The organism is Cellulomonas sp. ACRRI, assembly GCF_022346185.1.
In the GTDB taxonomy this organism is placed as follows: Bacteria; Actinomycetota; Actinomycetes; order Actinomycetales; family Cellulomonadaceae; genus Cellulomonas.
In genome coordinates this window covers 25,000-49,815 of record NZ_JAKRMS010000012.1, presented here as the reverse complement: position 1 = coordinate 49,815, position 24,816 = coordinate 25,000, and the positions used below count along the sequence as shown (strand labels likewise).

Genomic DNA, 24,816 nt, shown 5'->3' with positions numbered 1-24,816 from the left:
GCCGAGGGGCGGGTACGGGTGCGCCGGTCGCCGGCGGCGCGGGCGCCGCGCCCGCCGGGTTCGCGCCGGGCCGCCCGAGCGGCGACCGGAGCACCACCAGCGCCCCGCCCACCGCCGCGGACACCCGGACGTCCCGGGACAGCCGCACCCGCACGGGCCGCAGCAGCCGCGCGAGCGCCCCCGCGTCGACCACCTCCTGCACCCCGGCGACGTACAGCGGCCCCGCGACGCCGAAGGCCGGGCCGGCCAGCACGACGGTATCGAGGTCGAACAGGTTCATCAGCGTCACGGCCGCGGTGCCGAGGTGCCGCGCGGAGTCCGCCAGCAGCGCCGCGGACGCCGCGTCGCCGGCCACGGCGGCGCGCGCGACCCGCTGGAAGTCGGCCAGCACCGCGTCCTCGCCGCCGGCCAGCCCGAGCCGGCCCGCGAGCGCCGGGTCGCGCAGCGCGGCGGCGACCACCGCGCCCGGGCCCGCGAGCGCCTCGACGCACCCGCGGCTGCCGCAGGCGCACGCCGGCCCCGCCGGGTCGACCGGCACGTGCCCGATCTCGACCGGGTTCGCCGTGCCGCCGCGGTACACCTCGGACCCGGCGATCACCCCGCCGCCGACGCCCGTCGCCATGTAGAGCACGCCGAAGGTGTCGACGTCGAGGGCGCCGACCCACTGCTCCCCCACGGCGGCCGCGGTCGCGTCGTTCTCCAGCAGCACCGGCAGGCCCAGCAGCCGGGAGAGCGTCCCGGTGAGCGGGTAGTCGCGCCACTGCGGCGTCGGCTGACCGGTGAGCACGGCCCCCGCCGCCCGGTCCTGGGGACCGTGCGTCACCAGCCCGACGCCGAGCACCCGGTCGCGCGGGATGCCGGCGCCGGCCAGCAGCAGGTCGATGTGCCGGGCGAGCACCGGGAGGGTGTCGTCGGGGGCGCCGCGACCGACGCCGCGCACCCCGGTGGAGGCGACCCGGCGCCCGGCGAAGTCGGTCACCACGACGCTGCTCGCGCACCGGTCGAGCTGCACGCCGACAGCGAACCACGCGCCGGCGTCCAGCTCCAGCAGCCGGCGCGGCGAGCCGACGCCGCCGGTGACGCGCCCGACCTCGTGCACCAGGCCCTCGGCCATGAGGTCCCGCACGACGTGCGTGATGGTCGCCGCGGTGAGCCCGGACCGGTCGGCGAGCTCGACCCTGCTGACCGTGCCGTGCGTGCGGATCAGGTCGAGGACGAGCGCCCCGGTCGCGGCACGAGGTGCTCGCATGTCCCGACCATATCTTGACATGCTTAATTTAAGCACGTAACGATATGCCTGCGTTTCCCCGGGCCGCGACGACGCGGCCACGACCAGACCGTCGGCCGCGACGGGTGGAAAGGACCAGCGATGTTCCTCAGGTCAGCACGCACGCCCCGACGCCGCGCTCGTCGCGTCGTCCCCCTCGTCGCCGGCGCGGCGACGCTCGCCCTCCTCGCCGCGTGCAGCGGCGGCGACGGCGGCGGCTCCGGCAGCACCGGCGCCTCCGGCGACGGCACCACGCTCGTCGCCTACACCGGCCAGTCCGGCGACTACCAGGTCAACTTCAACCCGTTCTCCCCGTCCCGGATCGGCGGCCTGGGCGCGATCTACGAGCAGCTGTTCTTCATCAACAAGGCCGCCGAGTCCGACCCGGTCCCCCTGCTCGGCACCGAGTACGCCTGGAACGAGGACGGCACCGAGCTGCAGGTCACGCTCCGCGAGGACGTCACCTGGTCCGACGGCGAGCCGTTCACGGCCGACGACGTCGTGTTCACCTACGACCTGCTCGCGAGCACCCCCGCGATCAACAACGTCGGCTACGCGGGCACCGCGACCGCGACCGACGACACCCACGTGACGTTCACGTTCGAGGCGCCCGCGTTCGTGCAGGGCCCCGACGTGCTGTCCGGGGTGCCGATCGTGCCCGAGCACCTGTGGGCCGACGTCGACCCGACCGCCGACGTGGTCGAGAACCCGGTCGGCACCGGCGCTTACGTGCTCGGCGACTTCAAGCCCCAGGCCTTCACCTACACCGCGAACCCGGACTACTGGGGCGGAGAGCCGGCCGTGAAGACGATCCGGTTCCTGTCCCTGTCCGGCAACACCGCCGGCGCCGACGGCATCGCGAACGGCACCATCGACTGGCAGACCGGCCCGGTGCCGGACATCCAGAACGTCGCCGAGAACTTCCCCGGCTACGACACGCTGACCGCCGCGCAGAACCAGATGGTGCTCGCGACCTGCTCCAGCGTCGAGCTCGGCTGCTCCGGCCCGCAGACCGACCCGGCCGTCCGGCACGCGCTCTACCTCGCGATGGACCGGACCCAGCTCAACCAGCTCGCGTTCGAGGAGACCGCGTCCGAGATCTCGCCGACGTTCGCGCTGACCTCCACGCAGGAGGCCACCATCTCGGCGGACGTCGAGCAGCCGGTCGCCCCCGAGGAGGCCGACCCCGAGGGCGCCGCCGCGGTGCTCGAGGCCGCCGGCTGGGCCAAGGGCTCCGACGGCATCTACGCCAAGGACGGTGAGCGGCTCACCGTGACGGTCGAGGTCGTCACCGGCTGGACCGACTACATCACCGCGGTGCAGACCATCGCGCAGCAGGCGAAGGCCGCCGGCATCGACGTGCAGACGGCGCAGTCGTCCTGGAACGAGTGGACGGAGCGCCGCACGCAGGGCAACTTCCAGCTGGCGATCGACTCGCTGTGGCAGGGCCCCGCGCCCGACCCGTACTACCTGTACACGTACTTCTTCTCGTCGGCGACGGGCGCCCCGGTCGGCGAGGCGGCGGGCAACAACTACGCCCGGTACGCGAACCCGGACGTGGACGCCGCGCTCGACGCGCTCAAGACGATGCCGCTGGACGACGCCGCGGCACGCCAGCCGCACTTCGACGCGATCCAGGCGGCGATCGTCGAGGACATGCCGTACATCCCGATCCTGACGGGCGGCACCACCAGCGAGTGGAACGTCGGCGGGTTCACCGGCTGGCCGACCGAGGACGACATGTACGCCTTCCCGGCGGTGTGGTCCGCGTTCGACGCCGCGGAGATCTTCAAGCGCCTGGAGCCGGCGGAGGGCTGAGGCGAACCGGGCCGGGCGGCACGCAGCCGCCCGGTCCGGGCCCCGCCCCCCGCCCCGCCGTCGGAAGGTCGCGACGTGAACTACGTCCTGCGCAAGCTCGGCTTCTACGCGGTCGCCCTCTGGGCCGCCGTCACCCTCAACTTCCTCATCCCTCGCCTGCTCCCGGGCAACCCGGTCGACATCCTGCTGGCCAAGCTCCAGCAGCGCGGCGGGACGGTCACCCCCGAGACGCGGGAGGCCTACTCCGCCCTGCTGGGCGGCGACACCACCGACTCGCTGCTGCAGCAGTACGGCACCTACCTGTCGAACCTCGTGCACGGCGACCTCGGCGTCTCGGTCACCTACTTCCCCACCCCGGTCAGCGAGGTCATCGGCACGTCGATGCCGTGGACCGTCGTCCTGGTCGGCATCGCCACGGTGCTCGCCGCGACCATCGGCGTGCTGCTCGGCGCGTTCGTCGGCTGGCGGCCCGGCACCTGGCTGGACTCGGCGGTGCCGCTGACCACGCTGCTCGCCGCGGTGCCGTACTTCTGGCTGGCGCTCGTGCTGGTCTACCTGCTGTCCCGGGTGCTCGGCTGGTTCCCGTCGCAGGGCGGCTACGACGTCGTCCTCGACCCCGGCTGGTCGCCGGAGTTCATCGGGTCGGCGATCGAGTACGGCTTCGTGCCCGCGCTCACCATCGTGGTCGCGTCGATCGGCGGCTGGTTGCTCGGGATGCGCAACATGATGGTGTCCACGCTGTCCGAGGACTACGTGCTGACCGCCCGCGCGAAGGGCCTGCCGCACGGGCAGGTGATGCGGAACTACGCCGCGCGCAACGCCGTGCTGCCCTCCGTCGCGGGCTTCGCGATCTCGCTCGGGTTCGTCGTCTCCGGGTCCGTGGTCACCGAGCAGGTGTTCTCCTACCCCGGCATCGGGTCACGGCTGCTCGCCGCGGTCACCAACAACGACTACGCGCTCATGCAGGGCGTGTTCCTGTTCATCACCCTGGCCGTGCTCGGCGCGAACCTCGTCGTCGACCTGCTGTACGGCCTCATCGACCCGCGCACCCGCGCGAAGGGCTGAGGGGAGCCGGCGATGACGAACATCGGACCGGACGTGCAGGTGGCCGTCGAGGGCCCCGGCGGACCCGTCGAGACCACCCCGACCACCACCACGCCCGAGCCCCGCCCCGCGGGGTCCCGCGCCCGCCCCGCGTGGCGGATGCTGCTGCCGACCATGACCCCGTGGCTCGCCACCGGGCTCGTGCTGATCGCCGGCGTGGTGCTGCTCGGCGTGGTCGGGCCGCACCTGGTCGGCGACCCGGACGCGATCAGCGACGTCGGCCTGGCCCCGCCGTCGGCCGAGCACTGGCTCGGCACGACCCAGACCGGCCAGGACGTGCTCGCCCAGCTGGCGTACGCGACCCGCGGGTCGCTGCAGATCGGCCTCATGGTCGGCGTGCTCGCCACGCTGCTGTCGGCGTTCTTCGGGATCTACGGCGCCTACCTGGGCGGCGCGGCGGACGAGGGGTTCTCGCTGCTGTCGAACGTGTTCCTGGTGATCCCCGGCCTGCCGCTGGTGATCGTCATCTCGGGCTTCGTGCCCCGGGAGAGCCGCGGGCTGTGGACGATCGCGGTGGTGCTCGCCCTGACGTCGTGGGCGGCCTCGGCCCGGGTGCTGCGCGCCCAGACCCTGTCGGTGCGGTCGCGCGACTACGTGGCCGCGTCCCGGCTGTCGGGCGAGAAGCCGTGGCGGGTCATCGGCGTGGAGATCCTGCCGAACCTGCTCCCGGTGCTCGCGTCGCAGTTCGTGTACGCGGTGATCGCGGCGATCCTCGGCGAGGCCGGCCTGTCGTTCCTCGGCCTCGGCGCCTCGAACGCCTCGACGCTCGGGACGATGCTGTTCTACGCGCAGAACGGGTTCGCCCTGCCGCTCGGCGCCTGGTGGTGGTTCGTCCCTCCCGGCCTCGTGATCGCGCTGTTCGGCATGGGGCTGTCCCTGGTCAACTTCTCGATCGACGAGATCATCAACCCGCGCCTGAAGAACGCCCGCACCGCCCGCCGTCGCGCGAAGGCGGCCGCCCGCGTCGCCAGGAAGGCCGCCTGATGACCACGCTCACCGACCGGGTGCCGCACGCCGCGGCGCCCGCGCGCCGCCCCGTCCTCACCGTCACCGACCTCACCGTCGTCTACGACGTCGAGGAGCCCGTCACCGCCGTGAGGGGCGCGAGCCTGCAGCTCGGCCGCGGCGAGATCCTCGGCCTGGCCGGCGAGTCCGGCTGCGGCAAGACGACCCTGGCGTACGCGATCAACCGGCTGCACCAGCCGCCGGCCCGGATCGCGTCCGGCTCGGTCGTGTTCCACGACCGGGACGGCGGCGACGTCGACCTGCTCGGGCTGGACGACGAGCCGCTGCGCCGGTTCCGCTGGTCGCAGCTGTCGATGGTGTTCCAGGGCGCGATGAACTCGCTCAACCCCGTCCGTACGATCGGGGCCCAGCTCGACGACACCCTGCGGGCGCACGCGCGGATGTCCCGGGCGCAGCGCCGGGCCCGTTCGGCCGAGGTCCTGACCCGGGTCGGCGTCGACCCCGCCCGGCTGCGGTCCTATCCGCACGAGCTGTCCGGCGGCATGCGGCAGCGGGTGATGATCGCGATGGCCATGCTGCTCGAGCCGCAGATCATGATCATGGACGAGCCCACCACCGCCCTCGACGTCGTGGTGCAGCGGGAGATCCTCCGGGAGATCGTCCGCCTCCGGGACGAGCTCGACTTCGCGGTCGTGTTCATCACGCACGACCTGCCGCTGCTGCTCGAGATCAGCGACCGGATCGCGGTGATGCTGGCCGGCGAGATCGTCGAGCTGGAGACCGCGGCGCGGCTGCACCGCTCCCCCTCCCACCCGTACACCCGCCGGCTGCTCGGGTCGTTCCCGAGCCTGTCCGGCGAGCGCGGCGCGTTCATCCGCGACGGCGTCGACCCCGAGGAGGCCTGATGACCAGCGTGCACGTCACCAACCTGACGAAGGACTACGCCCTGCGCTCCGGCCTGCGCCGCAGCTCCCTGCGCGCGGTCGACCGGGTGTCGTTCGACCTGGTGCCCCGGCGCACCGTCGCCCTGGTCGGCGAGTCGGGCTCCGGGAAGTCGACGATCGCCAAGCTGCTCACCCGGATGGAGAAGCCGTCCGCCGGGCGGATCGAGGTGCAGCTGGACGACCGGACGCCCGTGATGGGCTCCGTCTACCAGCGGCACGTGCAGATGGTGTTCCAGGACCCGTTCGCGTCCCTGAACCCGTTCCACTCCGTCGAGCACCACGTGGCCCGCCCGCTGCGGATCCACCGCCGCACCCACGACGCGGCGTCCACCCACGCCCGGGTGCTGGAGATGCTGGAGCGGGTCAACCTGCACCCGGCGGAGGACATGGCCGCACGCCGCCCGCACGAGCTGTCCGGCGGGCAGCGGCAGCGCGTCGCGATCGCCCGGGCGCTCGCCCCGGGCGCGCAGGTGCTCATCGCCGACGAGCCGGTGTCGATGCTCGACGTGTCCATCCGGCTCGGGGTGCTCAACCTGCTCGGCCGGCTGCAGCGGGAGGACAACCTCGCGGTCCTGTACATCACGCACGACCTGGCGACCGCGCGGCACTTCTCCGACGAGATCCTCGTGCTGTACCGCGGCCGGGTGGTGGAGCGCGGGCCGGCGGACGCCGTGATCCTCGACCCGCACCACGACTACACGAAGCTGCTCGCGATGGCCGCGCCCGACCCGGACCGGGTCGGCAGCGTCGGGCGCGAGGGTGACACCGCCGTGGCGCGCGACGGCATCGACAACTCCGTCTGCTACGACCACGGGCTCGGGGCGTGGGTGCCGATCGACGAGGCGGAGGCCGCGGCCGTCGCCGCGTCGTCGGTCGCGAAGGAGCGCGCGCGTGCCTGAGTTCGTCAGCGCGGTCGTCCCGCCGCCGCCCGCCGCCGCACCCCCGCCGGTCCACCTGGTCGACGGCCTCGCGTTTGGCGGCGACTACAACCCCGAGCAGTGGCCCCGCGCGGTCTGGGACGAGGACGTCGCCCTGATGCGCGAGGCCGGGGTCAACCTGGTCACCCTCGGGGTGTTCTCCTGGGGCCTGGTCGAGACCGCCGACGGCGCCTTCGACTGGACCTGGTTCGACGAGGTGGTCGAGCTGCTGCACGCGCACGGCATCGCGATCGACCTGGCCACCCCGACCGCCGCCCCGCCGTCGTGGCTGCACACCGCGCACCCCGAGGTGCTGCCGTACGACGCCGACCTCTACCAGCAGCCGCCGGGCGGCCGGCTGGCGTGGTGCCCGAGCAGCGCGGTGTTCCGGCGGTACGCGCTGCGGTACGTCGAGGCGCTGGCCGAGCGGTACGGCCGGCACCCCGCGGTGCGGCTGTGGCACGTGAGCAACGAGCTCGGCGGCGGCAACGCGCGGTGCTACTGCGACGTGTCGGCCGCGGCGTTCCGGGACTGGCTGCGCGCGCGGTACGGGTCCGTCGACGCGGTGAACGCCGCGTGGGGCACCGCGCAGTGGGGGCACCGGTTCGGCGCGTGGGACGAGATCCTGCCGCCGCGCGGCAAGCACGGGGCCCCGAACCCCGGGCTGTACCTCGACTACGAGCGGTACTCCTCGGACGCGCTGCTCGCGCACTACCTCGCCGAGAAGGAGGTGCTGGAGCGGCACTCCGACGCCCCGGTCACCACGAACATGATGGTCGGGCCCGGCGCGCAGGTCGTCGACTACGCCTCCTGGGCGCCGCACACCTCCCTGGTCGCGAACGACCACTACACGCTCGTCGACGACCCGGACCGGGAGCAGGACCTCGCGTTCGCCGGCGACCGGATGCGCGGGATGTCCGCCGGGCGGCGGCCCTGGCTGCTGATGGAGCACTCCACCGGGGCGCCCAGCTGGCAGCAGCGCAACCGCGCCAAGGACCCCGGTGAGATCGCGCGCAACGCCCTGGCCCACGTCGCCCGCGGCTCCGACGGCGCGCTGTTCTTCCAGTGGCGCGCCTCGACCGCGGGGGCCGAGCAGTTCCACTCCGCGATGGTGCCGCACTCCGGGACCCGGTCCCGGATCTGGCGGGAGGTCGTCGCCCTCGGGCGCGACCTCCGGGCGCTGGCCGAGGTGCAGGGCACCGTGGTCGAGCCCGCGCGCGCCGCGATGGTCGTCGACGACCCGGCCGGGTGGGCGCTGCAGCACGGCCTGACACCGCACCGGGCGCTGCGGTACGGGCGCGAGCTGCGCACGTGGCACCGGGCGCTGTGGGAGCGGCAGGTGCTGTGCGACGTCGTGCCGCCCGGGACCGACCTGGCCGGCTACGACCTCGTCCTGGTGCCGACGCTGCAGGTGCTGTCCGACGCGGAGGCGGACCGGCTGCGCGCCGTGCCGGAGCGCGGAGGCACGCTGCTGGTCACCTACCTGTCCGGCGTCTGCGAGCCGACCGGCCGCGTGCGGCGCGGGCTCGGTGCGCTGCAGGACGTGCTCGGCGCGTGGACCGACGAGTTCTACCCGCTCCAGGCCGGCGAGCGCGTCCGGCTGGACGACGGCGCGGAGGTCGCGGACTGGACCGAGCGGGTCGAGCTCGACGGTGCCGAGGCGGTCGTCCGGTACGCCACGTCGTCGCTCGCGGGCGGGCCCGCCGTGACCCGGCGGTCCGTCCCCGGCGGCGGCTCCGCCTGGTACGTGGGGGCCGCACTGCCGCGGGCGGCCGTCGACCGGGTCGCGGGCCGGCTCGTCGAGGAGGCCGGGCTGCCCCGCACCGCCGAGGCCGACCCCGGCGTCGAGGCGGTCCGCCGCGTCGGCGACGGGCGCTCCTACCTGTTCCTGCTCAACCACTCCGACGCGGACCGCACGGCCACCGCGTCCGGGACCGACCTGCTGACCGGCACGGACGTCGGGCCCGTCACCACGGTGCCGGCGGGCGGCGTGCGCGTCGTCCGCGAGCGCCGCTGACCTCCTGCGACACCCCTGCGCCACCCTGAGCCACCCCTGCGACACCCGGGAGCACCCGTGCAGCACCACACCCTCGCCGACGGCTGGACCGTCACCGCCACCGCCGGCCCCGTGCCGGACGCCGTCCTCGCCGCGGGCGCGCTCGCCGCCGAGGTGCCCGGCTCCGTGCACACCGACCTCCTGGCCGCCGGCCTCATCCCGGACCCGTACTTGGACGCGCACGAGGAGTCCGTGCGCTGGTTCCACGGCACGGACTGGCGGTACGAGCGGGCGCTCGCGCTGGAGCCCGCCGCGGACGGCGAGCGGGTCGACCTCGTGCTGGAGGGCGTCGACACCGTCGGCACCGTGACGCTGGGCGGGCGGGTGCTCGGGACGACCGCGAACATGCACCGGTCGTACCGGTACGACGTGCGGGACCTGGCGGACGGGGCCGCACGCGCCCTCACCGTCGACCTGCGGTCCGCCACCGCGTACGCCGACGAGGTGCGGGACGCCCTGGGCGACCGCCCCTCGGCGTACAGCCCGGTGCCGTACAACTTCGTCCGCAAGATGGCCTGCTCGTTCGGCTGGGACTGGGGGCCGGACCTGCGCACCGCCGGGCTGTGGAAGCCGGTGCGGGTCGAGCGCTGGTCCGTGGCCCGCCTCGCCCGGGTGCGGCCGCTGGTCACGCTCGACACCGACGGCACCGGGCGGGTCGCGGTGCACGTGGACGTGGAGCGCTCGGGGCTCCTCCCGGACGGGGCCCTGACGGTGCGCGCCGCGGTGCTCGGGGTGTCGGCGTCGGTGACCGTGCCCGCGGGGTCCTCGTCGGCCGCGGTCGAGCTCGCGGTCCCGGGCGCCCCGGTGTGGTGGCCGGTCGGGCACGGCGAGCAGCCGCTGGCGGACCTGGACGTGACGCTGGCGGTGGCCGACGGCGACGACCGCGCCGCGCTCGACACCTGGCGCCGCCGGGTCGGCTTCCGGTCGGTCGCCCTCGACACCGCCGACGACGAGCACGGCACCCGGTTCACGCTCGTGGTCAACGGCCGCCCGGTCGCCGTGCGCGGGGCGAACTGGATCCCCGACGACCACCTCCTCACCCGGATCACCCGCGAGCGCCTGGCGCGCCGGCTCGACCAGGCCGCGGACGCGCACCTCAACCTGCTGCGCGTCTGGGGCGGCGGGATCTACGAGTCCGAGGACTTCTACGAGGCGTGCGACGAGCGCGGCCTGCTGGTCTGGCAGGACTTCCTGCTCGCCTGCGCGGCGTATCCCGAGGAGGAGCCGCTGCGCTCCGAGATCGAGGCGGAGGCCCGGGAGAACGTCGTGCGGCTCATGCCGCACCCGTCGCTGGTGCTGTGGAACGGCGGCAACGAGAACGTCTGGGGCCACGAGGACTGGGGCTGGAAGGCGCAGCTCGGGGAGGCGACCTGGGGCCGGTGGTACGCCGAGGAGCTGTTCCCGGCCGTGCTCGCCGAGCTCGACCCGACCCGGCCGTACGCCACCAACAGCCCGTACACGCCGCGCCGCGACCCGGCCGACGTGCACCCGAACGACCCCGACCGCGGCACGCACCACCAGTGGGAGGTGTGGAACCGCGTCGACTACACGGTGTACCGCTCGGAGATCCCGCGGTTCTGCTCCGAGTTCGGGTTCCAGGGCCCGCCGGCGTGGCGCACGCTGGTCGAGTCGGTGCACGCGGTCGACGGCGGCCCGCTCGCCGACGCGCCCGAGCCGCAGGAGGACCCGGTGTTCCTCGTGCACCAGAAGGCCGAGGACGGCAACGGCAAGCTGGACCGCGGGCTGGCCCCGCACCTCGGCGTGCCGCGCGCGTTCGCCGACTGGCACTGGGCGACCCAGCTCAACCAGGCCCGCGCCGTCCGGCACGCGGTCGAGCACTACCGCGCCTGGTGGCCGCGCACCGCGGGCTGGGTCGTCTGGCAGCTCAACGACTGCTGGCCGGTCACGTCCTGGGCCGCCGTCGACTCCGCCGAGCGGCCCAAGCCGCTCTGGTACGCGCTACGCGCCGCCGGCGCCCCGCGCACGCTGTTCCTCGCCGCGCGCGACGGCGGGGTCGTGCTGGTCGCGACCAACGACACCGACGCGCCCTGGTCCGGCACCGCGCACCTGCGGCGCGAGACGCTCGGCGGCGTGACCGCCGCGGCCGCCGGGCTGCCCGTGGCGGTGGCGCCGCGGTCGGTGGCCGTCCTGCCCCTGCCCGCCGACCTCGCGACCCCGGGCGACCCGGCGGGCGAGGTCCTGGCGGCGCGGCTCGCGGACGGCCGCGCCGAGCGCCGGGCGGCGCACGCGTTCGTCGAGGACGTGGACCTGCGGCTCGACCCGGGCGCGGTGCGGGCCACGGCCGTCCGTGAGCCCGGCGGCTACCGCGTCGAGGTCGTCGCGCGGTCGTACGCGGCCGACGTCACCCTGCACGCCGACCGGCTCGCGGCGGACGCGCGGGTCGACGACGCGCTGGTGACGCTGCTGGCGGGCGAACGGGCGACCTTCCACGTGACGACCGACGCCGTGCTCGACCCGGCGGACCTGACCGCGGCGCCGGTGCTGCGGTCGGCGAACGACCTGCGGGGGGTGCCGCTCGCGGGCGAGCCGGACCTCGAGGCCGACCTCGAGGCGGCCCTGTGACCGGCGCGCGCCGGTTCCCGGACGGGTTCGTCTGGGGCGCGGCCACGGCCGCGTACCAGGTGGAGGGCGCGACCGACGCGGACGGCCGCGGCCCGTCGATCTGGGACACGTTCTCCCGGACACCCGGCGCGGTGCTCGGCGGCCACACCGGCGACCTCGGCACCGACCACTACCGCCGGTTCGCCGACGACGTCGCGCTGATGGCCGACCTCGGCCTGCGCGCCTACCGGTTCTCGGTGGCGTGGCCCCGTGTGCAGCCGACCGGCCGCGGCCCGGCGAACCAGGCCGGGCTCGACTTCTACCGGCGGCTGGCCGACACCCTGCGGGCGCACGGCATCGACCCGGTCGTCACGCTCTACCACTGGGACCTGCCCCAGGCGCTGGAGGACGCCGGCGGCTGGCCGGCGCGGGACACCGCGTGGCGGTTCGCCGACTACGCGGGCCTGGTCGCGGACGCGCTCGGCGACCGCGTCGCGCTGTGGACCACGCTCAACGAGCCGTGGTGCTCCGCCTACCTCGGGTACGCGTCCGGCGAGCACGCCCCCGGCGTGCAGGACCCCGCCCGGGCGCTGTCCGCGGTGCACACGCTCAACCTGGCGCACGGGCTCGGCGCCCGCGCGGTGCGCGCCGCCACGGGGGACGCGGCGCCGGTCTCGATCACGCTGAACCTCCAGGTCAACCGGGCGGCCTCCGCGGCGCCCGAGGACCGGGCCGCGAAGGCGCGGCTCGACCGGGTGGCGAACGAGGTGTTCCTCGGGCCGCTGCTCGACGGCGCCTACCCGGAGGAGGTCGTCGCCGAGACGGCGCACCTGACCGACTGGTCGTTCGTGCGCGACCGCGACCTGGAGCTGATCCGCACGCGGCTGGACGCGCTCGGGGTGAACTACTACACGACCGCGCTCGTCGAGGCGGACGGCTCGGTGCCCGGCGGGGGCGCACCCGCGGAGGCCGACGTGCAGGCGGCCTCGCCCGCGGGCGCGGCCCGGCCGCCCGCCAACCTCGTCGAGGGCGTCCGCTGGCGGCACCAGCCGGGCCCGCGGACCGCGATGGGCTGGGTGGTCGACCCGTCCGGGCTGACCGAGCTGCTGGTCGACCTGCACCGCCGCCGCCCCGACCTCCCGCTGCACGTCACCGAGAACGGGGCGGCCTACCCCGACGTCGTCGCACCCGACGGGGGCGTGCACGACGCCGACCGCGTCGCCTACCTGCACGCGCACGTCGACGCGGTCGGCGCCGCGCTCGACGCCGGGGTTGACGTCCGGGGCTACTTCGCGTGGTCGCTGCTGGACAACTTCGAGTGGGCGTACGGCTACGAGCGCCGGTTCGGGATCGTGCACGTCGACTACGCGACGATGGCGCGGACCGTGAAGGACTCGGGGCACTGGTACCGGCGGCTCGCGACCACGGGCGTGCTGCCGCCGCCGGGCGGCGCCGGGGGCGGCGACCCGGTGGGCGCCGCGGCCGCCGTCGCGGCGGGCTGAGCCGCTCCCCCCCTTGCCGGGCCGGGACGGCGCGAGCATCCTCGTGCCGTCCCACCCGGCCGCCACCTGGGCGACCGGTGCCCCGACCGCCCCCAGGAGGCGCCGTGCTGACGCTGGAGCTGATCGTCGTCGTGCTGCTCGCGCTTCTCACGGGGACCGCGCTCGGGCGGCGCTGGCGGGTCGCCCCGCCGCTGGTGCTGCTGGTCCTCGGCCTCGCGCTGGGGTTCCTGCCCGCGTTCCGCGGGCTGACCGTCCCGCCCGAGCTGGTGCTGCTCGTCGTGCTCCCCGCGCTGCTGTACTGGGAGAGCCTCACGACGTCGCTGCGCGAGATCCGGGCGAACCTGCGCGTGATCGTCCTGGTCAGCGTCCTGCTCGTGGTGCTGACCGCCGGCGCCGTGGCGGTGGTGCTGCACGCGCTCGGGATGGACTGGGGCCCGGCGTGGATCCTCGGCGGGGTGCTGGCGCCGACCGACGCCACCGCCGTCGCCGGCGTGGCCCGCGGCATGCCGCGCCGGACCCTCACCACCCTGCGCGCGGAGAGCCTGGTCAACGACGGCACGGCACTGGTGATCTACGCGATCGCGGTGCACGCCGTCGCCGAGCCGGTCACCGGCGGCTACCTCGCGGGGCGGTTCGCGATCTCCTACCTGGGCGGCGCGGCGGCCGGCGTCGCGGTGTGGTGGCTCGCGGTGCAGCTCCGGGAGCGCATGCACGAGGCGATCCAGCAGAGCGTCATCAGCGTGCTGACCCCGTTCGCGGCGTTCCTGCTCGCCGAGCTCGTGCACGCGTCCGGCGTGCTGGCGGTCGTCGTCGCGGGACTGCTGCTCAGCCAGAGCGGGCCCCGCGTCATCCCGGCGGCCGCGCGCGTGCAGTCGCAGGCGTTCTGGGCCGTGGTCAGCCACGTGCTGAACGGCGCGCTCTTCGTGCTGGTCGGCATGCAGCTCGTCACGGCCGCCGACGGCCTGTCGTCGGCCGGCCTGGTCGAGGCCCTGGGCTGGACCGCCGCGGCGTTCGGCGCCGTGATCGGCACCCGGCTGCTGTGGTTCCACACCACGCCGTACCTGATCCGCGCGGTCGACCGCCGCGCGGTGCAGCGCGCCCGCCGGGTCTCCTGGCGGCACCGGATGCCCGGGGCGTGGGCCGGCTTCCGCGGCGCGGTGTCGCTCGCGGCGGCGCTCGGCGTCCCCGAGACCACGGCCGACGGCACGCCGTTCCCCGGGCGGGACGTGATCGTCTTCGTCACGGGCGGCGTCATCCTCGCGACCCTGCTGGTGCAGGGGCTCACGCTGCCCGCCGTCGTGCGCTGGGCGCGGCTGCCCGCCGACGACGGCGTCGAGGGCGAGCGGCACCACGCGGAGAAGGCAGCGACCCGCGCGGCCCTGGAGGCGCTGCCGGCCGAGGCCGCGCGGCTCGGCCTGGAGGGGAAGGTCGTCGCGAAGCTGGAGGCCGAGTACCGGATGCACGCGGAGGCGCTCGCGGAGGCCGGCGACGGGCCCGCAGAGGACGGCCGCCCGCGCGAGGCCGACTTCGACGCCCTGCGGCTGGCGGTGCTCGCGCACAAGCGCGCCGCGGTGGTGCGGCTGCGCGACGAGCGGACCATCGACGACATCGTGCTGCGCGAGGTGCAGGCGCAGCTCGACGCGGAGGAGGTCCGGCTGACCCGCGGCGCGCTCTCCCCGGAGTGAACCGGGCTCGCGGGTGTCGGTGGTCGGCGGCAGGATGACGGACGTGCTGCTCGCCGACGTCGCCGCCACCAGCGCGGGCCTGGCCGCGACCCGCTCGCGCCTCGCCAAGCGGGCGCTGCTCGTCGACCTGCTCCGCCGCACCGGCCCGGCGGAGGTGCCCGTCGTCGCGCGGTACCTCGCGGGCGAGCTGCGGCAGCGCCGCACCGGCCTCGGCTGGCGGTCCCTGCGCGACCTGCCGCCGCCCGCGGCGGAGCCGACCCTGGACGTGCTCGCGGTGGACGCGGCGTTCGAGCGGATGGCCGGGCTCTCCGGACCGGGCTCGGCGGGCGCACGGGCCGCGCTGGCGGCCGACCTGTTCGGCGCCGCCACCGCCGGCGAGCAGCGGTTCCTCGCCGGCCTCGTCGCCGGGGAGGTCCGGCAGGGCGCGCTCGACGCGCTGCTGCTGGACGCCGTGGCCGAGGCGGCGGGCGTGCCGGTCGGGACGGTCCGGCGGGCGGCGATGCTGGCGGGCGGGAGCGAGCCGGTCGCCGAGGCGGCGCTCGCCGCGCCCACCCCCGAGGCGGCGCGGGCCGCGCTGGACGCCTTCGGGCTGACCGTCGGCCGCCCGGTCCGGCCCATGCTCGCGGCGTCCGCGCCGGACGTCCCCGCGGCGGTCGCGGGGTTCGACGGCCGGGCGGTGGTCGTCGACGCCAAGCTCGACGGCATCCGCATCCAGGTGCACCGGGACGGCGACGACGTGCGCGTCTACACCCGCAGCCTCGACGACATCACGGCGCGGGTCCCGGAGGTCGTCGAGGTCGCCCGGGCCCTCCCGGTCCGCGCGGTCGTCCTGGACGGCGAGGCGCTGGCCCTCGGCCCCGACGGCCGCCCGCGCCCGTTCCAGGAGACCGCCGCCCGCAGCGCCACCCGGGACGCCGAGCTCGCCGCCACCACCGCGCTGCGGCCGTACTTCTTCGACGTCCTGCACCACGACGGCACCGACCTGCTCGACGCCCCGCTGACCGACCGGCTGGCGGTGCTGGACGCGATCGCCCCGGACCACGCCGTCGAGCGGGTGGTCACCGCCGACGCGGAGGTCGCGCAGGAGGCGTTCGCCGGCTGGGTCGCCGCCGGGCAGGAGGGCGTGATCGTCAAGGACGCCGCGGCGCCCTACGAGGCGGGCCGGCGCGGCGGCGCCTGGGTCAAGGTCAAGCCGCGGCACACCCTGGACCTCGTGGTGCTGGCCGTCGAGCGCGGCTCCGGGCGGCGGGTCGGCTCGCTGTCCAACATCCACCTCGGCGCGCGGGACGGCGACGGCGGGTTCGTCATGCTCGGCAAGACGTTCAAGGGCATGACGGACGAGATGCTCGCCTGGCAGACCGCGCGGTTCCGGGAGCTCGAGGTCGCCGACGACGGCTGGACCGTGACGCTGCGGCCGGAGCAGGTGGTCGAGATCGCGTTCGACGGCGTGCAGCGCTCGACCCGGTACCCGGGCGGGCTGGCGTTGCGGTTCGCGCGGGTGCTGCGGTACCGCGACGACAAGACCGCGGCGGAGGCGGACACGATCGACACGGTGCGGGCGCTGGCGGCGCCGGGCGGCTCCGCGGGCTGAGGCGCGCGGGTCCCGAACCGAGGCCACCCGCCGCCCGGGACCGAGGTCCCTTCCACACCCCCTCGCGCCGGGGCCGCGCGCGGTGCGGACGGGTGATCCACCCGCAGGTCAGGCGCTCGCCGGGGTGCTCGCGCGGGAGGATGGAGCCGTGGACCACCACCCCCGGTCCACGGGCCGCGAGGACGCGACCGCCTCCCCCGCGGCGACCCAGCCGGTGGCGTGACCCGCCACCCGTACCGTGCAGGAGGATCCCGTGCACCCCGACCTGTTCCTCGTCGTGTACCGCCAGCAGGAGCGCGAGCTGGAGCACCGGCTCGAGCACCGGCGCTCGCAGGCCGCCCGGGGCGACGCCCCCGAGCGCCGGGCGCGGCACCGCCGCCCGCTCGCCGCGCTCGCCGCAGCCCGCCGCCGGCACTGACACCGGCGCCGCGCCCGCTCGCACGCGCGCTCGCCGAGCCTGCGCCAGATGCGGGATTCCCGGCCCGGGATCCCCGCATCTCGTGCCTCCTCGGCGGCCCGGCGGCGGCGGGCGCGCGGGGCGGGCGCCGCTACCCCAGCGCGGGGAGCACCTGCCCCGGCCCGAGCAGCGCCCGGAACGGATCGCCCCGCTCCGCCACCCGGTCGAGCACCGTGCGGATCGTGAACGCGTCCGGCCGCAGCCACGGCTCGTCGAGCTCGTCCCAGGTGATCGGCGCGGACACCGGCGCCCCGGCCCGGGCGCGCGGGCTGTACGGCGCCACCAGCGTCTTGTTGATCGCGTTCTGCGTGTAGTCGAGCCGCGCCTGCCCGCCGCGGGCCTTGACCTCCCACTTCCAGCTCACCAGGTCGGGCACCACGGCGCCGACGGTGCGGGAGACTCGCTCGACCCACGCGCGGGTGTCGTCGAAGGAGGGGCCGGTCGCGATCGGGATCCAGATCTGGATGCCGCGCTGCCCGGTCACCTTGGGCACCGCGCGCACGCCCAGGTGCTCGAACGCGTCCCGGTGCAGCCGGGCCAGCAGCAGCACGTCCTCCCACGCGGTCGACGGGCCGGGATCGAGGTCGACCAGCGCGTACGTCGGGCTCCGGGGCGCGTCGGTGCGAGACGTCCACGCGTGCCACTCCAGCGCCCCGAAGTTCGCCGCCCAGATCAGCGCCGCCGGCTCGTCGACGACGAGGTACGTGCGGCTGTCGCCGGAGTCGGCCTCGGGGTTGTCCCAGCGCGGCAGCCAGTCCGGCGCGTGCGTCGGCAGCTCCTTGTGCCAGAACCCCGCGGTCCCGGCGCCCTGCGGGAACCGGTGCATGTTGAGCGCGCGGCCGTGCAGGTACGGCAGCACCACCGGCGCGACCCGCGCGGCGTACCGGAGCAGCTCGCGCTTCGTCACCGGCTCCTCGCCGTCGCGCGCCGGGAACAGCACCTTGTCGAGGTTCGTCACCTTGAGCCGCCGGCCGTGCACGTCCCAGGTCCCGCCGTTCGGCCCGAGGTCGTCGAGCGCGGCCAGCTCGTCGTCGGTCGGCGGGTCCACCTGCGGCGCCCGCAGGTCCACCGCCGCCTCCGCCGCCGGGAGGTCGGAGCGCCACAGCCGGTCCGGATCGGCCTTCACCTCGTCGTTGGTCCGGCCGCTCAGCACCGACCGCGGGTGGTCCTCCGCGTCCCAGCCCTTCACCGCGTGCTCGTCGTGCTTGTGGACGAGGATCCACTGCTCCTTGCCGTCCGCCCCCGGCCCGCCGCGGCGCACCAGCACCAGGCGGCCGCGCAGCTTCTCGCCGTGCACGTCGGCGTGCAGCTCCCCGGCGGCGATGGTCGCGGCGGGGTCGTCGGTGCCGTGCGGCTCCCAGGTGCCGCGGTCCCAGACGATGACGTCCCCGCCGCCGTACTCGCCCGCCGGGATCACGCCCTCGAAGTCCTCGTACTCCAGCGGGTGGTCCTCCACGTGCACGGCCATCCGCCGCGCGTCCGGGTCGAGGGTCGGGCCCCGCGGCACCGCCCAGGACACCAGGACGCCGTCGACCTCGAACCGCACGTCGTAGTGCAGCCGCCGGGCGCGGTGCCGCTGGACCACGAACCGCCGGGGCGCACCCGGCGCGGTCGGGGCGGGCGTCGCCGCCCCCGCGGGCTCGGCGGTGCGGTCGAAGTCGCGCATCGACCGGTACGTCTCGAGCCCGCGCGCGGGCGCAGTGCCCGTGCCCGCCGACGTCCCACGGCGCCGCCGCTCCGGCACGCCGACCACCCCTTCCCCAGCTCGTCCGCTCCGGGCCAGCCTGGCGGAACGGGGCGCGGCGCGCGCGCTCAGCCGGCCGCGAAGGCCCGGTCCCAGGCAGACCGGACGACGTCGAGCGCCGCCTCAGGCCCCAGGTCGAGGCGTGTCTGGTGCGCCAGTTCTGTCCGCCACCGGTCCGTGTCAGGGGCTGTCGCGAAGACCCACGGACCGGGCGCACCGCCGAACGGGCCGAACCGCCGGAACAGCGCCGCGGCCTTGCGGTCGACTCTGCCCTGCGCGGCGAGCCGCGCCAGGTCCCAGAGGTCGCGCGACGCCCCGCGGTCGATCCACGCCGCGAGCTTCGCCGCGGCGAAGGCCGGCGCTGTCAAGGTCCGGAGCCGCGTCGGCGCCACGTCCGAGTACCGCTGCTCGATGTCGCGGACCTCGGTCGGCCACGGGTAGCCGGCGCCGTCGAGCAGCTGCACGCGGATGCTCGCGCCGGTGGGGACGGAGAGCAGGGCCGCTCGTGATCCGCCCGCCTCGGCCAACGGCGGCGACCACGTCACTCGGCCGTGCGAACGGAGCAGCGCGCGTCCCACCGCCGCCGTCACGAGGCGGGCCGCCTCGCCGCGGCCGGACCGCGCGAGGAGGTCGATGTCCTCGCTCAACCTCCCGTCGGGCAGGAACGTGCGGGACAGAGCGGTGCCGCCGAAGAACGTGATGGTGTCCGGGTCCAGCGCGCCGAGAGCCGCGAGGACGTGGGAGATGAGGTGGTCGCGGTCGACCTGGACCTGATCTGCCCCGAACCGCACCGCGACGGCGCTCAGCTCGGCGACCAGCGTCACGACACCCACCGCCGCACCCGGTCGAGCGCCGCACCCGCACGCGTCCGGGTGGCGAGGTCAGCCAGGACGGCCTGGTCCGCGAGCGGCGACAGCGCCCTGGCCACCGCGACGTGCTCCGGATCGGCCGTGGCGGGGCGGGCCAGGTCGAGCAGCGTCTGCTCCGGCGTCGTGACCAGGACCGCTCCGAGGTCGAGCACGACGCGTTCGACCTCGAGCGTCGCGACCGATCGCCGCACGAACCGGACCTCCGCGTCGCGGTCGGCCAGGCGCAGGGGACGACGCGCCGCGGTCACGGCGACCCAGGCGGTGCCGAGCGCCCGCGGCAGGGCGCCGTGCACACGCGCGGCGGTCAAGCCCATCAGGACGGGCTCGTCCACCTCGGCCGGGGTGCGCGCGACCGCTGCGGCCGCCCCCTCGAGCGACGGGCGCCACGTGGCGGGGTCCGCGTCCAGCGGCACACCGCAGTAGTACCCGTACGCGAGGCGGTGCAGCCGGCCCCGGCGCTCGAGGTCCTGCACCGCCGCACGCGGGTTCGTGTAGTACGGCGCCAGCTCGGAAGGACGGACCGTGCGCAGGGGCGCGGCCGCGACGGCGCGGAGCACGTCCATCAGGCCTCCCGCAGGGTTCGAGTGTGCTCAGAGTAGTATCCTCCACTACTCTCGACACACTTCGCCGCGGTTCGCGCGCCTCAGCCGAGCCAACGGCGCAGCTTCTTCTTCCCCGCGGCGCGGGCCACGGCGCCCGCAGCGCGCTCCGTCTCCCGGCCGCGCGCCTCCTCCACGGCGTGCAGCCGGCCGTACAGGAACGCGACCTCGGTGCTCGGCGCGTGCCGGGCGAGCTCCCGCAGCCGCGCGCGGGCGACGACGGAGTCGTGGTGCTCGCCGAGCACCTCCTGCAGGTCCTCCATCCGGCGCGCGTACCGGGCCGCGTCCGCGCCGAGCACCCCGGCGACGGACTCCCCCGCGTACCGGGCGGCCTTCGCGGCCTTGCGGGCGCCGTGCAGCGCGTCGTCCCGGCGGCGGCCCTCCGGCACCCGGCGCGCGCGGCGCAGCCGGCGGCGCACCTTTCGGTCCCGGCGGGCGACCTCCCCGGGCAGCACCCGGCGCGCGCGACGGCGGCCCTCGTCGGAGTACCGGGGCTCGGCGACGAACACGGCCAGGTCCCGCAGGAGCCGGCGGTACCGGTCGCCGTCGAGCACAGCGAGCAGCGCGTCGAGCGCGTCCTGCGCCGCCCGGCCGAGCTCGGCGTCCGCGGCGACCGCCGCCGCGTGCGTCCCGGCACCGACCGCCTCCTCGACCCCGGGCCCCTCGACGGCGGACCGCACCCGCTCACGCAGCACCTCCGCGTCCCGCGCCCGGCCGAGCACGTCCGCCAGCCAGCCGAGCTCGTCCCGCAGCGGCCGCACGGTGCCGGGCTCGAACAGCCGCCCGAACGTCCGCAGCGCGGTCCGCACCCGCCGCGCGGCCACCCGCATCTGGTGCACCCCGCCCGGCGCGCCGAGCCGGACCCGCAGGTCCTGCTCCCGGAGCCGGTCGAGCTGGTCGGAGACGTAGCCGACGACGACCTCCCCCGCCGGCGACCTCGTCGTCAGCCGGGGCCGCTCCGGCGCTCGCTCGTCGGCCGGGCCCAGCACCCGGTCGAGCTTCGAGCGCTCCGCGGCCGGCCGGAGCCCGAGGGCGCCCAGCCGCTCCTCGACCGCGTCGAGCAGATCGGCGGCGCCCTCGACCAGCTCGACCTCGACCTCGCGCCACTCCTCGGGCGCCCCGACCACGTCGCCCGTCGATCCGGACGGCCGGACCCGCCGCGCCGTCACCCGGTCGTCGACGAGCTCCAGCAGCACCCGGCCGGTCGCGTCCACGAGCCGGTGCACCGCGCGGGAGGTCCGGACCTCCGCGACCGGCCGCAGCGTCGACCCGAGCGTCGCGGCGTGCACCAGGGCGCGCAGCGGCGCGGGGACCGTGCGCACCGCCCGCCCGGGCGGCAGCCGCACCTCCGAGCGCTCGTCGGCGCCGGCCGGGACCTTGAGGTGCCACCCGGCGTCCGCGCCGCCGGTCCGGCGGCGCAGGGTCAGCCCGGCCGCGGCCAGGCGCAGGTCGGCGGTGTCGAAGTAGGTCGCCACCAGCTCGACGGCGTCGTCGCTCGCGGCGACGGGCGTGCCGCCGTCGGGCAGCCCGGGGGACCCGGCCAGGAGCTCGGTCAGCGCCGGGAGCTCGACGTCCGGGCCGGTGGCGTACTTCCGCTCGATCTCGCGATGCACGTCGGCCATGGCACCCGTTGTATCCCGGGTGGCTCCTCGCGGCGACCGCGGGCCCGCCCGCGGGTCACCGGGCCTCTGGTGCGTGTCGGACCCCGGTGCCAGGTTGGGGTCGTGACCGCACGCTGGACGGCACCACGACCGACGAGGGGACGCGCATGCGCGAGCACGCCTTCGTCCGGGTCACCCCGGACGCGCTCCACGACCTGACCGACCGGCTGGCCCGGACCCGCACCGTCCGGACGCCCGCCCTGGACCGCCCGCTCGGGGTCGACCCCGACGTGCTGGCCGACCTCCTGGCGCACTGGCGCAGCGGGTTCGACTGGCGCGCCCAGGAGGACCGCATCGCCGCCCAGCCCTGGTACGAGACCGAGGAGGCCGCGGTCCCGGTCCGCGCGATCGTCCGCCGGGCCGCCGCGCCGGACGCCCCGGTCGTGGTCCTGCTGCACGGCTGGCCGGACTCGGTGCTGCGGTTCGACCGGGTGCTCGACGACCTCGCGGACGTGACGGTGGTGGTCCCCGCGCTCCCCGGGTTCCCGTTCGCGGCACCGGTCGCGGGCGGCGGTCTGCCCGCCGTCGCGATGGCCGACGCCGTCGCGGCGGCGCTGCGCGAGCTCGGGTTCGGGCGCTACGTGGTGTCGGCGGGCGACGTGGGCTGCGACGTCGCCGAGGCGCTCGCCGCCCGCCACCCCGAGGCGGTCACCGCGCTGCACCTGACCGACGTCTCCCAGTACCACTTCCTCGTCGACCTGCCCGAGGACCTGAGCGAGGACGAGCGGGCGTACGTCGCGTACGGGCACCGGTGGCAGGCGGAGCAGGGCGGCTACATGCACGAGCAGGCCACCCGGCCCGGCACGCTCGCGGTGGGGCTGGGCGACTCCCCGGCGGGCCTGGCGGCGTGGATCGTCGAGAAGCTGGTGGCGTGGACGGACTCGGACGGCGACCTGTTCCGGGCGTTCACGCGGGACGAGGCGCTGACCTGGGTCAGCGCGTACTGGTTCACCGGCACGATCGGGACGTCGTTCACCCCGTACGCCGCCGGTGGCGCCAAGGACTGGCCCCGCATCGAGGCACCCACCGTGTTCACCGTGTTCGCGCACGACCTCGTCAACGCTCCCCGGCGGTTCGCCGATCGGTTCTTCGCGGTCGCGGACTGGCGCGAGCACGCCCGCGGCGGGCACTTCGCCGCCTGGGAGCGGCCGGCCGACTACCTGTGGGGCGTGCGCCGCGCGGTCGAGCTCCGCCGGCGGGACTGAGGACGGGCTACCCGGAGGTGCCCGACGGGACGGTCGGATACGTGCCGCACGTCTGCCGGCTGTCGGCCCGGACACCCGACGGGTCGCCGAGCCGCATCGGTCCGAGCACGTTGCTCACCCAGCCGCCCTCGGGGTCGCTCACGACCTCCGAGTAGAACGGCGCGGTCGCGTACCACTCGAGCATCGCCGCTGCGGCGCGCTGCCGGTCCGGGTCCTGCGCCGCGTCAGCCGTCAGGTACTCGCCCTCCCACGCGCACAGCCACGTGAACCAGGCCTGGTTGCGGGCCGCGCCCGCCTCCAGGCGACCGTCGGCGGGCACGAACCCGTCGGGCAGCCCTGCCGGGTAGCCGAGTCCGGCCGGGAGAGGCTGACCGATCTCGGCGACGACGCGCGCGTACTCCTCGGCGGCCGAGGCGTCCGTGAGGGCCGTGGACTCGGCGCCGTCGACCGCCGGGCCGCCGACCGCGCGCTCGCCTGCTGCCGGGTCGTCGTCGACCGCGTCACCGGGGGACGCGGTCGGGGCCGGCGCCGTGGCCCCCGGGGGCACGACCGGGTCAGCGGCCCGTCCTGCGGTCCCGGACGCACACGCCGCCAGAGCCAGGACCGCCGGCAGCAGGAGCGCCGCGTTCCACCGCGCGCGCCGTCGCGCCGTCAGCATCCCAGCGCGCACGGGCCCACCGCCTCCGACGGCGGCGGCCTCGGCGAGGTCTGCGGGACACCGTCTCCTGCACCGGGGAGCCTAGGAGGACGCACCCGTCCGCGTCTGAGAACCTGATGGTGACGCAGGTCACAGCACGCGCACCCTACGCTGGCGCCGTGGCCGCCACCCCCCTCCGCCGCGTCGCCGTCCTGGTCCTCGAGGGCGCGAAGCCGCTGGACGTCGGCATCCCCGCGCAGGTGTTCACGAACCGGCCGAGCATGCCGTACGAGGTCCGGGTGTGCGGCCCCGCCCCCGGACTGGTCCGCGGCGGCGACGGGCTGTCGTACCACGTCGCCGACGGGCTCGACGCGCTGGCGTGGGCCGACGTCGTGTTCATCCCCGGATACCGGCACCCCGACCGGGAGGACCCGCCCGCGGCCGTCGTCGCCGCGCTCGTGGCCGCCCACCAGCGCGGCGCCGACCTGGCCGCGATCTCCACCGGTGCGTTCGCCCTCGCCGCCACCGGCCTGCTCGACGGGCGAAGGGCCACGACGCACTGGCACTACACCCGCGCGTTCGCGGCCCGCTACCCGCGCGTGACCGTCGACGAGAACGTGCTGTTCGTCGACGAGGGGCAGGTGCTCACCTCGGCGGGCGCGGCGTCGGGGATCGACCTGTGCCTGCACCTCATCCGGCGCGAGCTCGGGGTCGCGCCGTCGAACCACGCGGCCCGGCGCCTGGTCGCCGCGCCGTACCGCTCCGGCGGCCAGGCCCAGTACGTGCCGCGGAGCGTGCCCGAGCCGCTGGGCGAGCGGTTCGCGGCGACCCGGGAGTGGACGCTGCACCGGCTGGGCGAGCCGCTGACCCTGGACGCGCTCGCCCGGCACGCGGCGGTGTCCCCGCGGACGTTCTCCCGCCGGTTCGTGGAGGACTCGGGGTACACGCCGATGGAGTGGGTGCTGCGGGCCCGCGTCGACGTGGCGCGCGAGCTGCTGGAGCGCTCGCAGCGGTCGGTCGAGCAGATCGCCGTCGACGTCGGGCTGGGGACGGGCGCGAACCTGCGGCGGCACTTCCAGCGCGTCCTGGGGACGACGCCGAGCGAGTACCGCCGCACGTTCGCGCGCGGCGAGTAGCCGGGGCGTCCGCCGGCCCGCCACCGGCCCGCCACGCGCGCGGCGGCAGCCGGCCTACGCCGTCCGGCCCCGCCCACGACGATCGGCGTAGGTCAC

Annotated in this window: 19 protein-coding genes; 13 read left to right on the top strand and 6 right to left on the bottom strand. The window is 76.0% G+C overall.

Translation table 11 applies throughout. From position 1 onward, the window contains the following. Positions 1 to 1,249 (bottom strand): ROK family transcriptional regulator (locus MHY85_RS04615; RefSeq protein WP_239193552.1); only part of this gene is annotated, 1,249 nt, incomplete at its 3' end. Positions 1,250 to 1,369: 120 nt separating this feature from the next. On the opposite strand from MHY85_RS04615, the gene MHY85_RS04610 reads away from it, so the two are divergent. From MHY85_RS04610 to MHY85_RS04560, 11 genes are all read left to right on the top strand, one after another. Continuing rightward, on the top strand, positions 1,370 to 3,085 hold the full coding sequence (locus MHY85_RS04610; RefSeq protein ID WP_239193550.1) for an ABC transporter substrate-binding protein: 1,716 nt from the start codon (positions 1,370 to 1,372) through the stop codon (positions 3,083 to 3,085). A 75-nt stretch (positions 3,086 to 3,160) separates the two neighbouring features. Continuing rightward, on the top strand, positions 3,161 to 4,150 hold the full coding sequence (locus tag MHY85_RS04605) for an ABC transporter permease (RefSeq protein WP_166938559.1): 990 nt from the start codon (positions 3,161 to 3,163) through the stop codon (positions 4,148 to 4,150). A 12-nt stretch (positions 4,151 to 4,162) separates the two neighbouring features. Next, positions 4,163 to 5,173 (top strand): ABC transporter permease, encoded by a 1,011-nt coding sequence (locus MHY85_RS04600; protein ID WP_239193548.1) that lies wholly within the window; start codon positions 4,163 to 4,165, stop codon positions 5,171 to 5,173. After that, a complete protein-coding gene (locus tag MHY85_RS04595) occupies positions 5,173 to 6,060 on the top strand; it encodes an ABC transporter ATP-binding protein (protein WP_239193547.1) in 888 nt (295 codons plus the stop codon). Before MHY85_RS04600 ends, MHY85_RS04595 begins: the two co-directional genes overlap by 1 nt. Continuing rightward, positions 6,060 to 6,998 carry an ABC transporter ATP-binding protein gene (locus MHY85_RS04590; protein ID WP_239193546.1) on the top strand — a complete coding sequence of 313 codons (939 nt, stop codon included), beginning with the start codon at positions 6,060 to 6,062 and terminating at the stop codon, positions 6,996 to 6,998. Before MHY85_RS04595 ends, MHY85_RS04590 begins: the two co-directional genes overlap by 1 nt. Beyond that, positions 6,991 to 9,033, top strand: coding sequence for a beta-galactosidase (locus MHY85_RS04585; protein ID WP_239193545.1), 2,043 nt, complete (start codon positions 6,991 to 6,993; stop codon positions 9,031 to 9,033). The genes MHY85_RS04590 and MHY85_RS04585 overlap by 8 nt, the downstream gene beginning before the upstream one ends. Before the next feature lie 57 nt (positions 9,034 to 9,090). Beyond that, entirely contained in the window at positions 9,091 to 11,655 is a 2,565-nt protein-coding gene (locus tag MHY85_RS04580; protein WP_239193544.1) for a glycoside hydrolase family 2 protein, read from the top strand. Further along, positions 11,652 to 13,136, top strand: coding sequence for a glycoside hydrolase family 1 protein (locus MHY85_RS04575; protein ID WP_239193543.1), 1,485 nt, complete (start codon positions 11,652 to 11,654; stop codon positions 13,134 to 13,136). The genes MHY85_RS04580 and MHY85_RS04575 overlap by 4 nt, the downstream gene beginning before the upstream one ends. A gap of 104 nt (positions 13,137 to 13,240) precedes the next feature. After that, the gene (locus MHY85_RS04570; protein WP_239193542.1) at positions 13,241 to 14,821 is read left to right on the top strand and encodes a Na+/H+ antiporter; all 1,581 of its coding nucleotides are present in this window, start codon (positions 13,241 to 13,243) and stop codon (positions 14,819 to 14,821) included. A 43-nt stretch (positions 14,822 to 14,864) separates the two neighbouring features. After that, complete coding sequence (locus MHY85_RS04565) at positions 14,865 to 16,412, top strand: ATP-dependent DNA ligase (protein WP_239193541.1); 1,548 nt, start codon at positions 14,865 to 14,867, stop codon at positions 16,410 to 16,412. Positions 16,413 to 16,665: 253 nt separating this feature from the next. Beyond that, complete coding sequence (locus tag MHY85_RS04560) at positions 16,666 to 16,830, top strand: hypothetical protein (RefSeq protein WP_239193540.1); 165 nt, start codon at positions 16,666 to 16,668, stop codon at positions 16,828 to 16,830. Between the two features lie 130 nt (positions 16,831 to 16,960). Here MHY85_RS04560 and ligD read toward each other — a convergent pair whose 3' ends face one another. The 4 genes from ligD to MHY85_RS04540 all read right to left on the bottom strand — a co-directional run bounded on the left by ligD (position 16,961) and on the right by MHY85_RS04540 (position 21,703). Then, complete coding sequence (gene ligD, locus MHY85_RS04555) at positions 16,961 to 18,613, bottom strand: non-homologous end-joining DNA ligase (RefSeq protein ID WP_308191314.1); 1,653 nt, start codon at positions 18,611 to 18,613, stop codon at positions 16,961 to 16,963. A gap of 68 nt (positions 18,614 to 18,681) precedes the next feature. Continuing rightward, the gene (locus MHY85_RS04550) at positions 18,682 to 19,446 is read right to left on the bottom strand and encodes a nucleotidyl transferase AbiEii/AbiGii toxin family protein (RefSeq protein ID WP_239193538.1); all 765 of its coding nucleotides are present in this window, start codon (positions 19,444 to 19,446) and stop codon (positions 18,682 to 18,684) included. Continuing rightward, entirely contained in the window at positions 19,434 to 20,045 is a 612-nt protein-coding gene (locus MHY85_RS04545; RefSeq protein WP_239193536.1) for a type IV toxin-antitoxin system AbiEi family antitoxin, read from the bottom strand. The genes MHY85_RS04550 and MHY85_RS04545 overlap by 13 nt, the downstream gene beginning before the upstream one ends. Before the next feature lie 80 nt (positions 20,046 to 20,125). After that, entirely contained in the window at positions 20,126 to 21,703 is a 1,578-nt protein-coding gene (locus MHY85_RS04540) for a CYTH and CHAD domain-containing protein (RefSeq protein WP_239193534.1), read from the bottom strand. Between the two features lie 146 nt (positions 21,704 to 21,849). On the opposite strand from MHY85_RS04540, the gene MHY85_RS04535 reads away from it, so the two are divergent. Continuing rightward, positions 21,850 to 22,947, top strand: coding sequence for an epoxide hydrolase family protein (locus MHY85_RS04535; RefSeq protein ID WP_239193532.1), 1,098 nt, complete (start codon positions 21,850 to 21,852; stop codon positions 22,945 to 22,947). Between the two features lie 7 nt (positions 22,948 to 22,954). Here MHY85_RS04535 and MHY85_RS04530 read toward each other — a convergent pair whose 3' ends face one another. After that, positions 22,955 to 23,494, bottom strand: a complete 540-nt coding sequence (locus tag MHY85_RS04530; protein WP_239193530.1) for a hypothetical protein — start codon at positions 23,492 to 23,494, stop codon at positions 22,955 to 22,957. A gap of 269 nt (positions 23,495 to 23,763) precedes the next feature. Between MHY85_RS04530 and MHY85_RS04525 the strand changes: the two genes are divergently transcribed. Further along, complete coding sequence (locus MHY85_RS04525) at positions 23,764 to 24,720, top strand: GlxA family transcriptional regulator (protein ID WP_239193528.1); 957 nt, start codon at positions 23,764 to 23,766, stop codon at positions 24,718 to 24,720. Positions 24,721 to 24,816 lie beyond the last annotated feature (96 nt).

Excerpts from the sequence above, each read along its gene's own strand:
- MHY85_RS04600 (WP_239193548.1), top strand. The coding sequence starts at position 4,163 with ATGACGAACATCGGACCGGACGTGCAGGTGGCCGTCGAGGGCCCCGGC.
- MHY85_RS04610 (WP_239193550.1), top strand. The coding sequence starts at position 1,370 with ATGTTCCTCAGGTCAGCACGCACGCCCCGACGCCGCGCTCGTCGCGTC.
- MHY85_RS04540 (WP_239193534.1), bottom strand. The coding sequence starts at position 21,703 with ATGGCCGACGTGCATCGCGAGATCGAGCGGAAGTACGCCACCGGCCCG.
- MHY85_RS04545 (WP_239193536.1), bottom strand. The coding sequence starts at position 20,045 with ATGGACGTGCTCCGCGCCGTCGCGGCCGCGCCCCTGCGCACGGTCCGT.
- MHY85_RS04595 (WP_239193547.1), top strand. The coding sequence starts at position 5,173 with ATGACCACGCTCACCGACCGGGTGCCGCACGCCGCGGCGCCCGCGCGC.
- MHY85_RS04590 (WP_239193546.1), top strand. The coding sequence starts at position 6,060 with ATGACCAGCGTGCACGTCACCAACCTGACGAAGGACTACGCCCTGCGC.
- MHY85_RS04535 (WP_239193532.1), top strand. The coding sequence starts at position 21,850 with ATGCGCGAGCACGCCTTCGTCCGGGTCACCCCGGACGCGCTCCACGAC.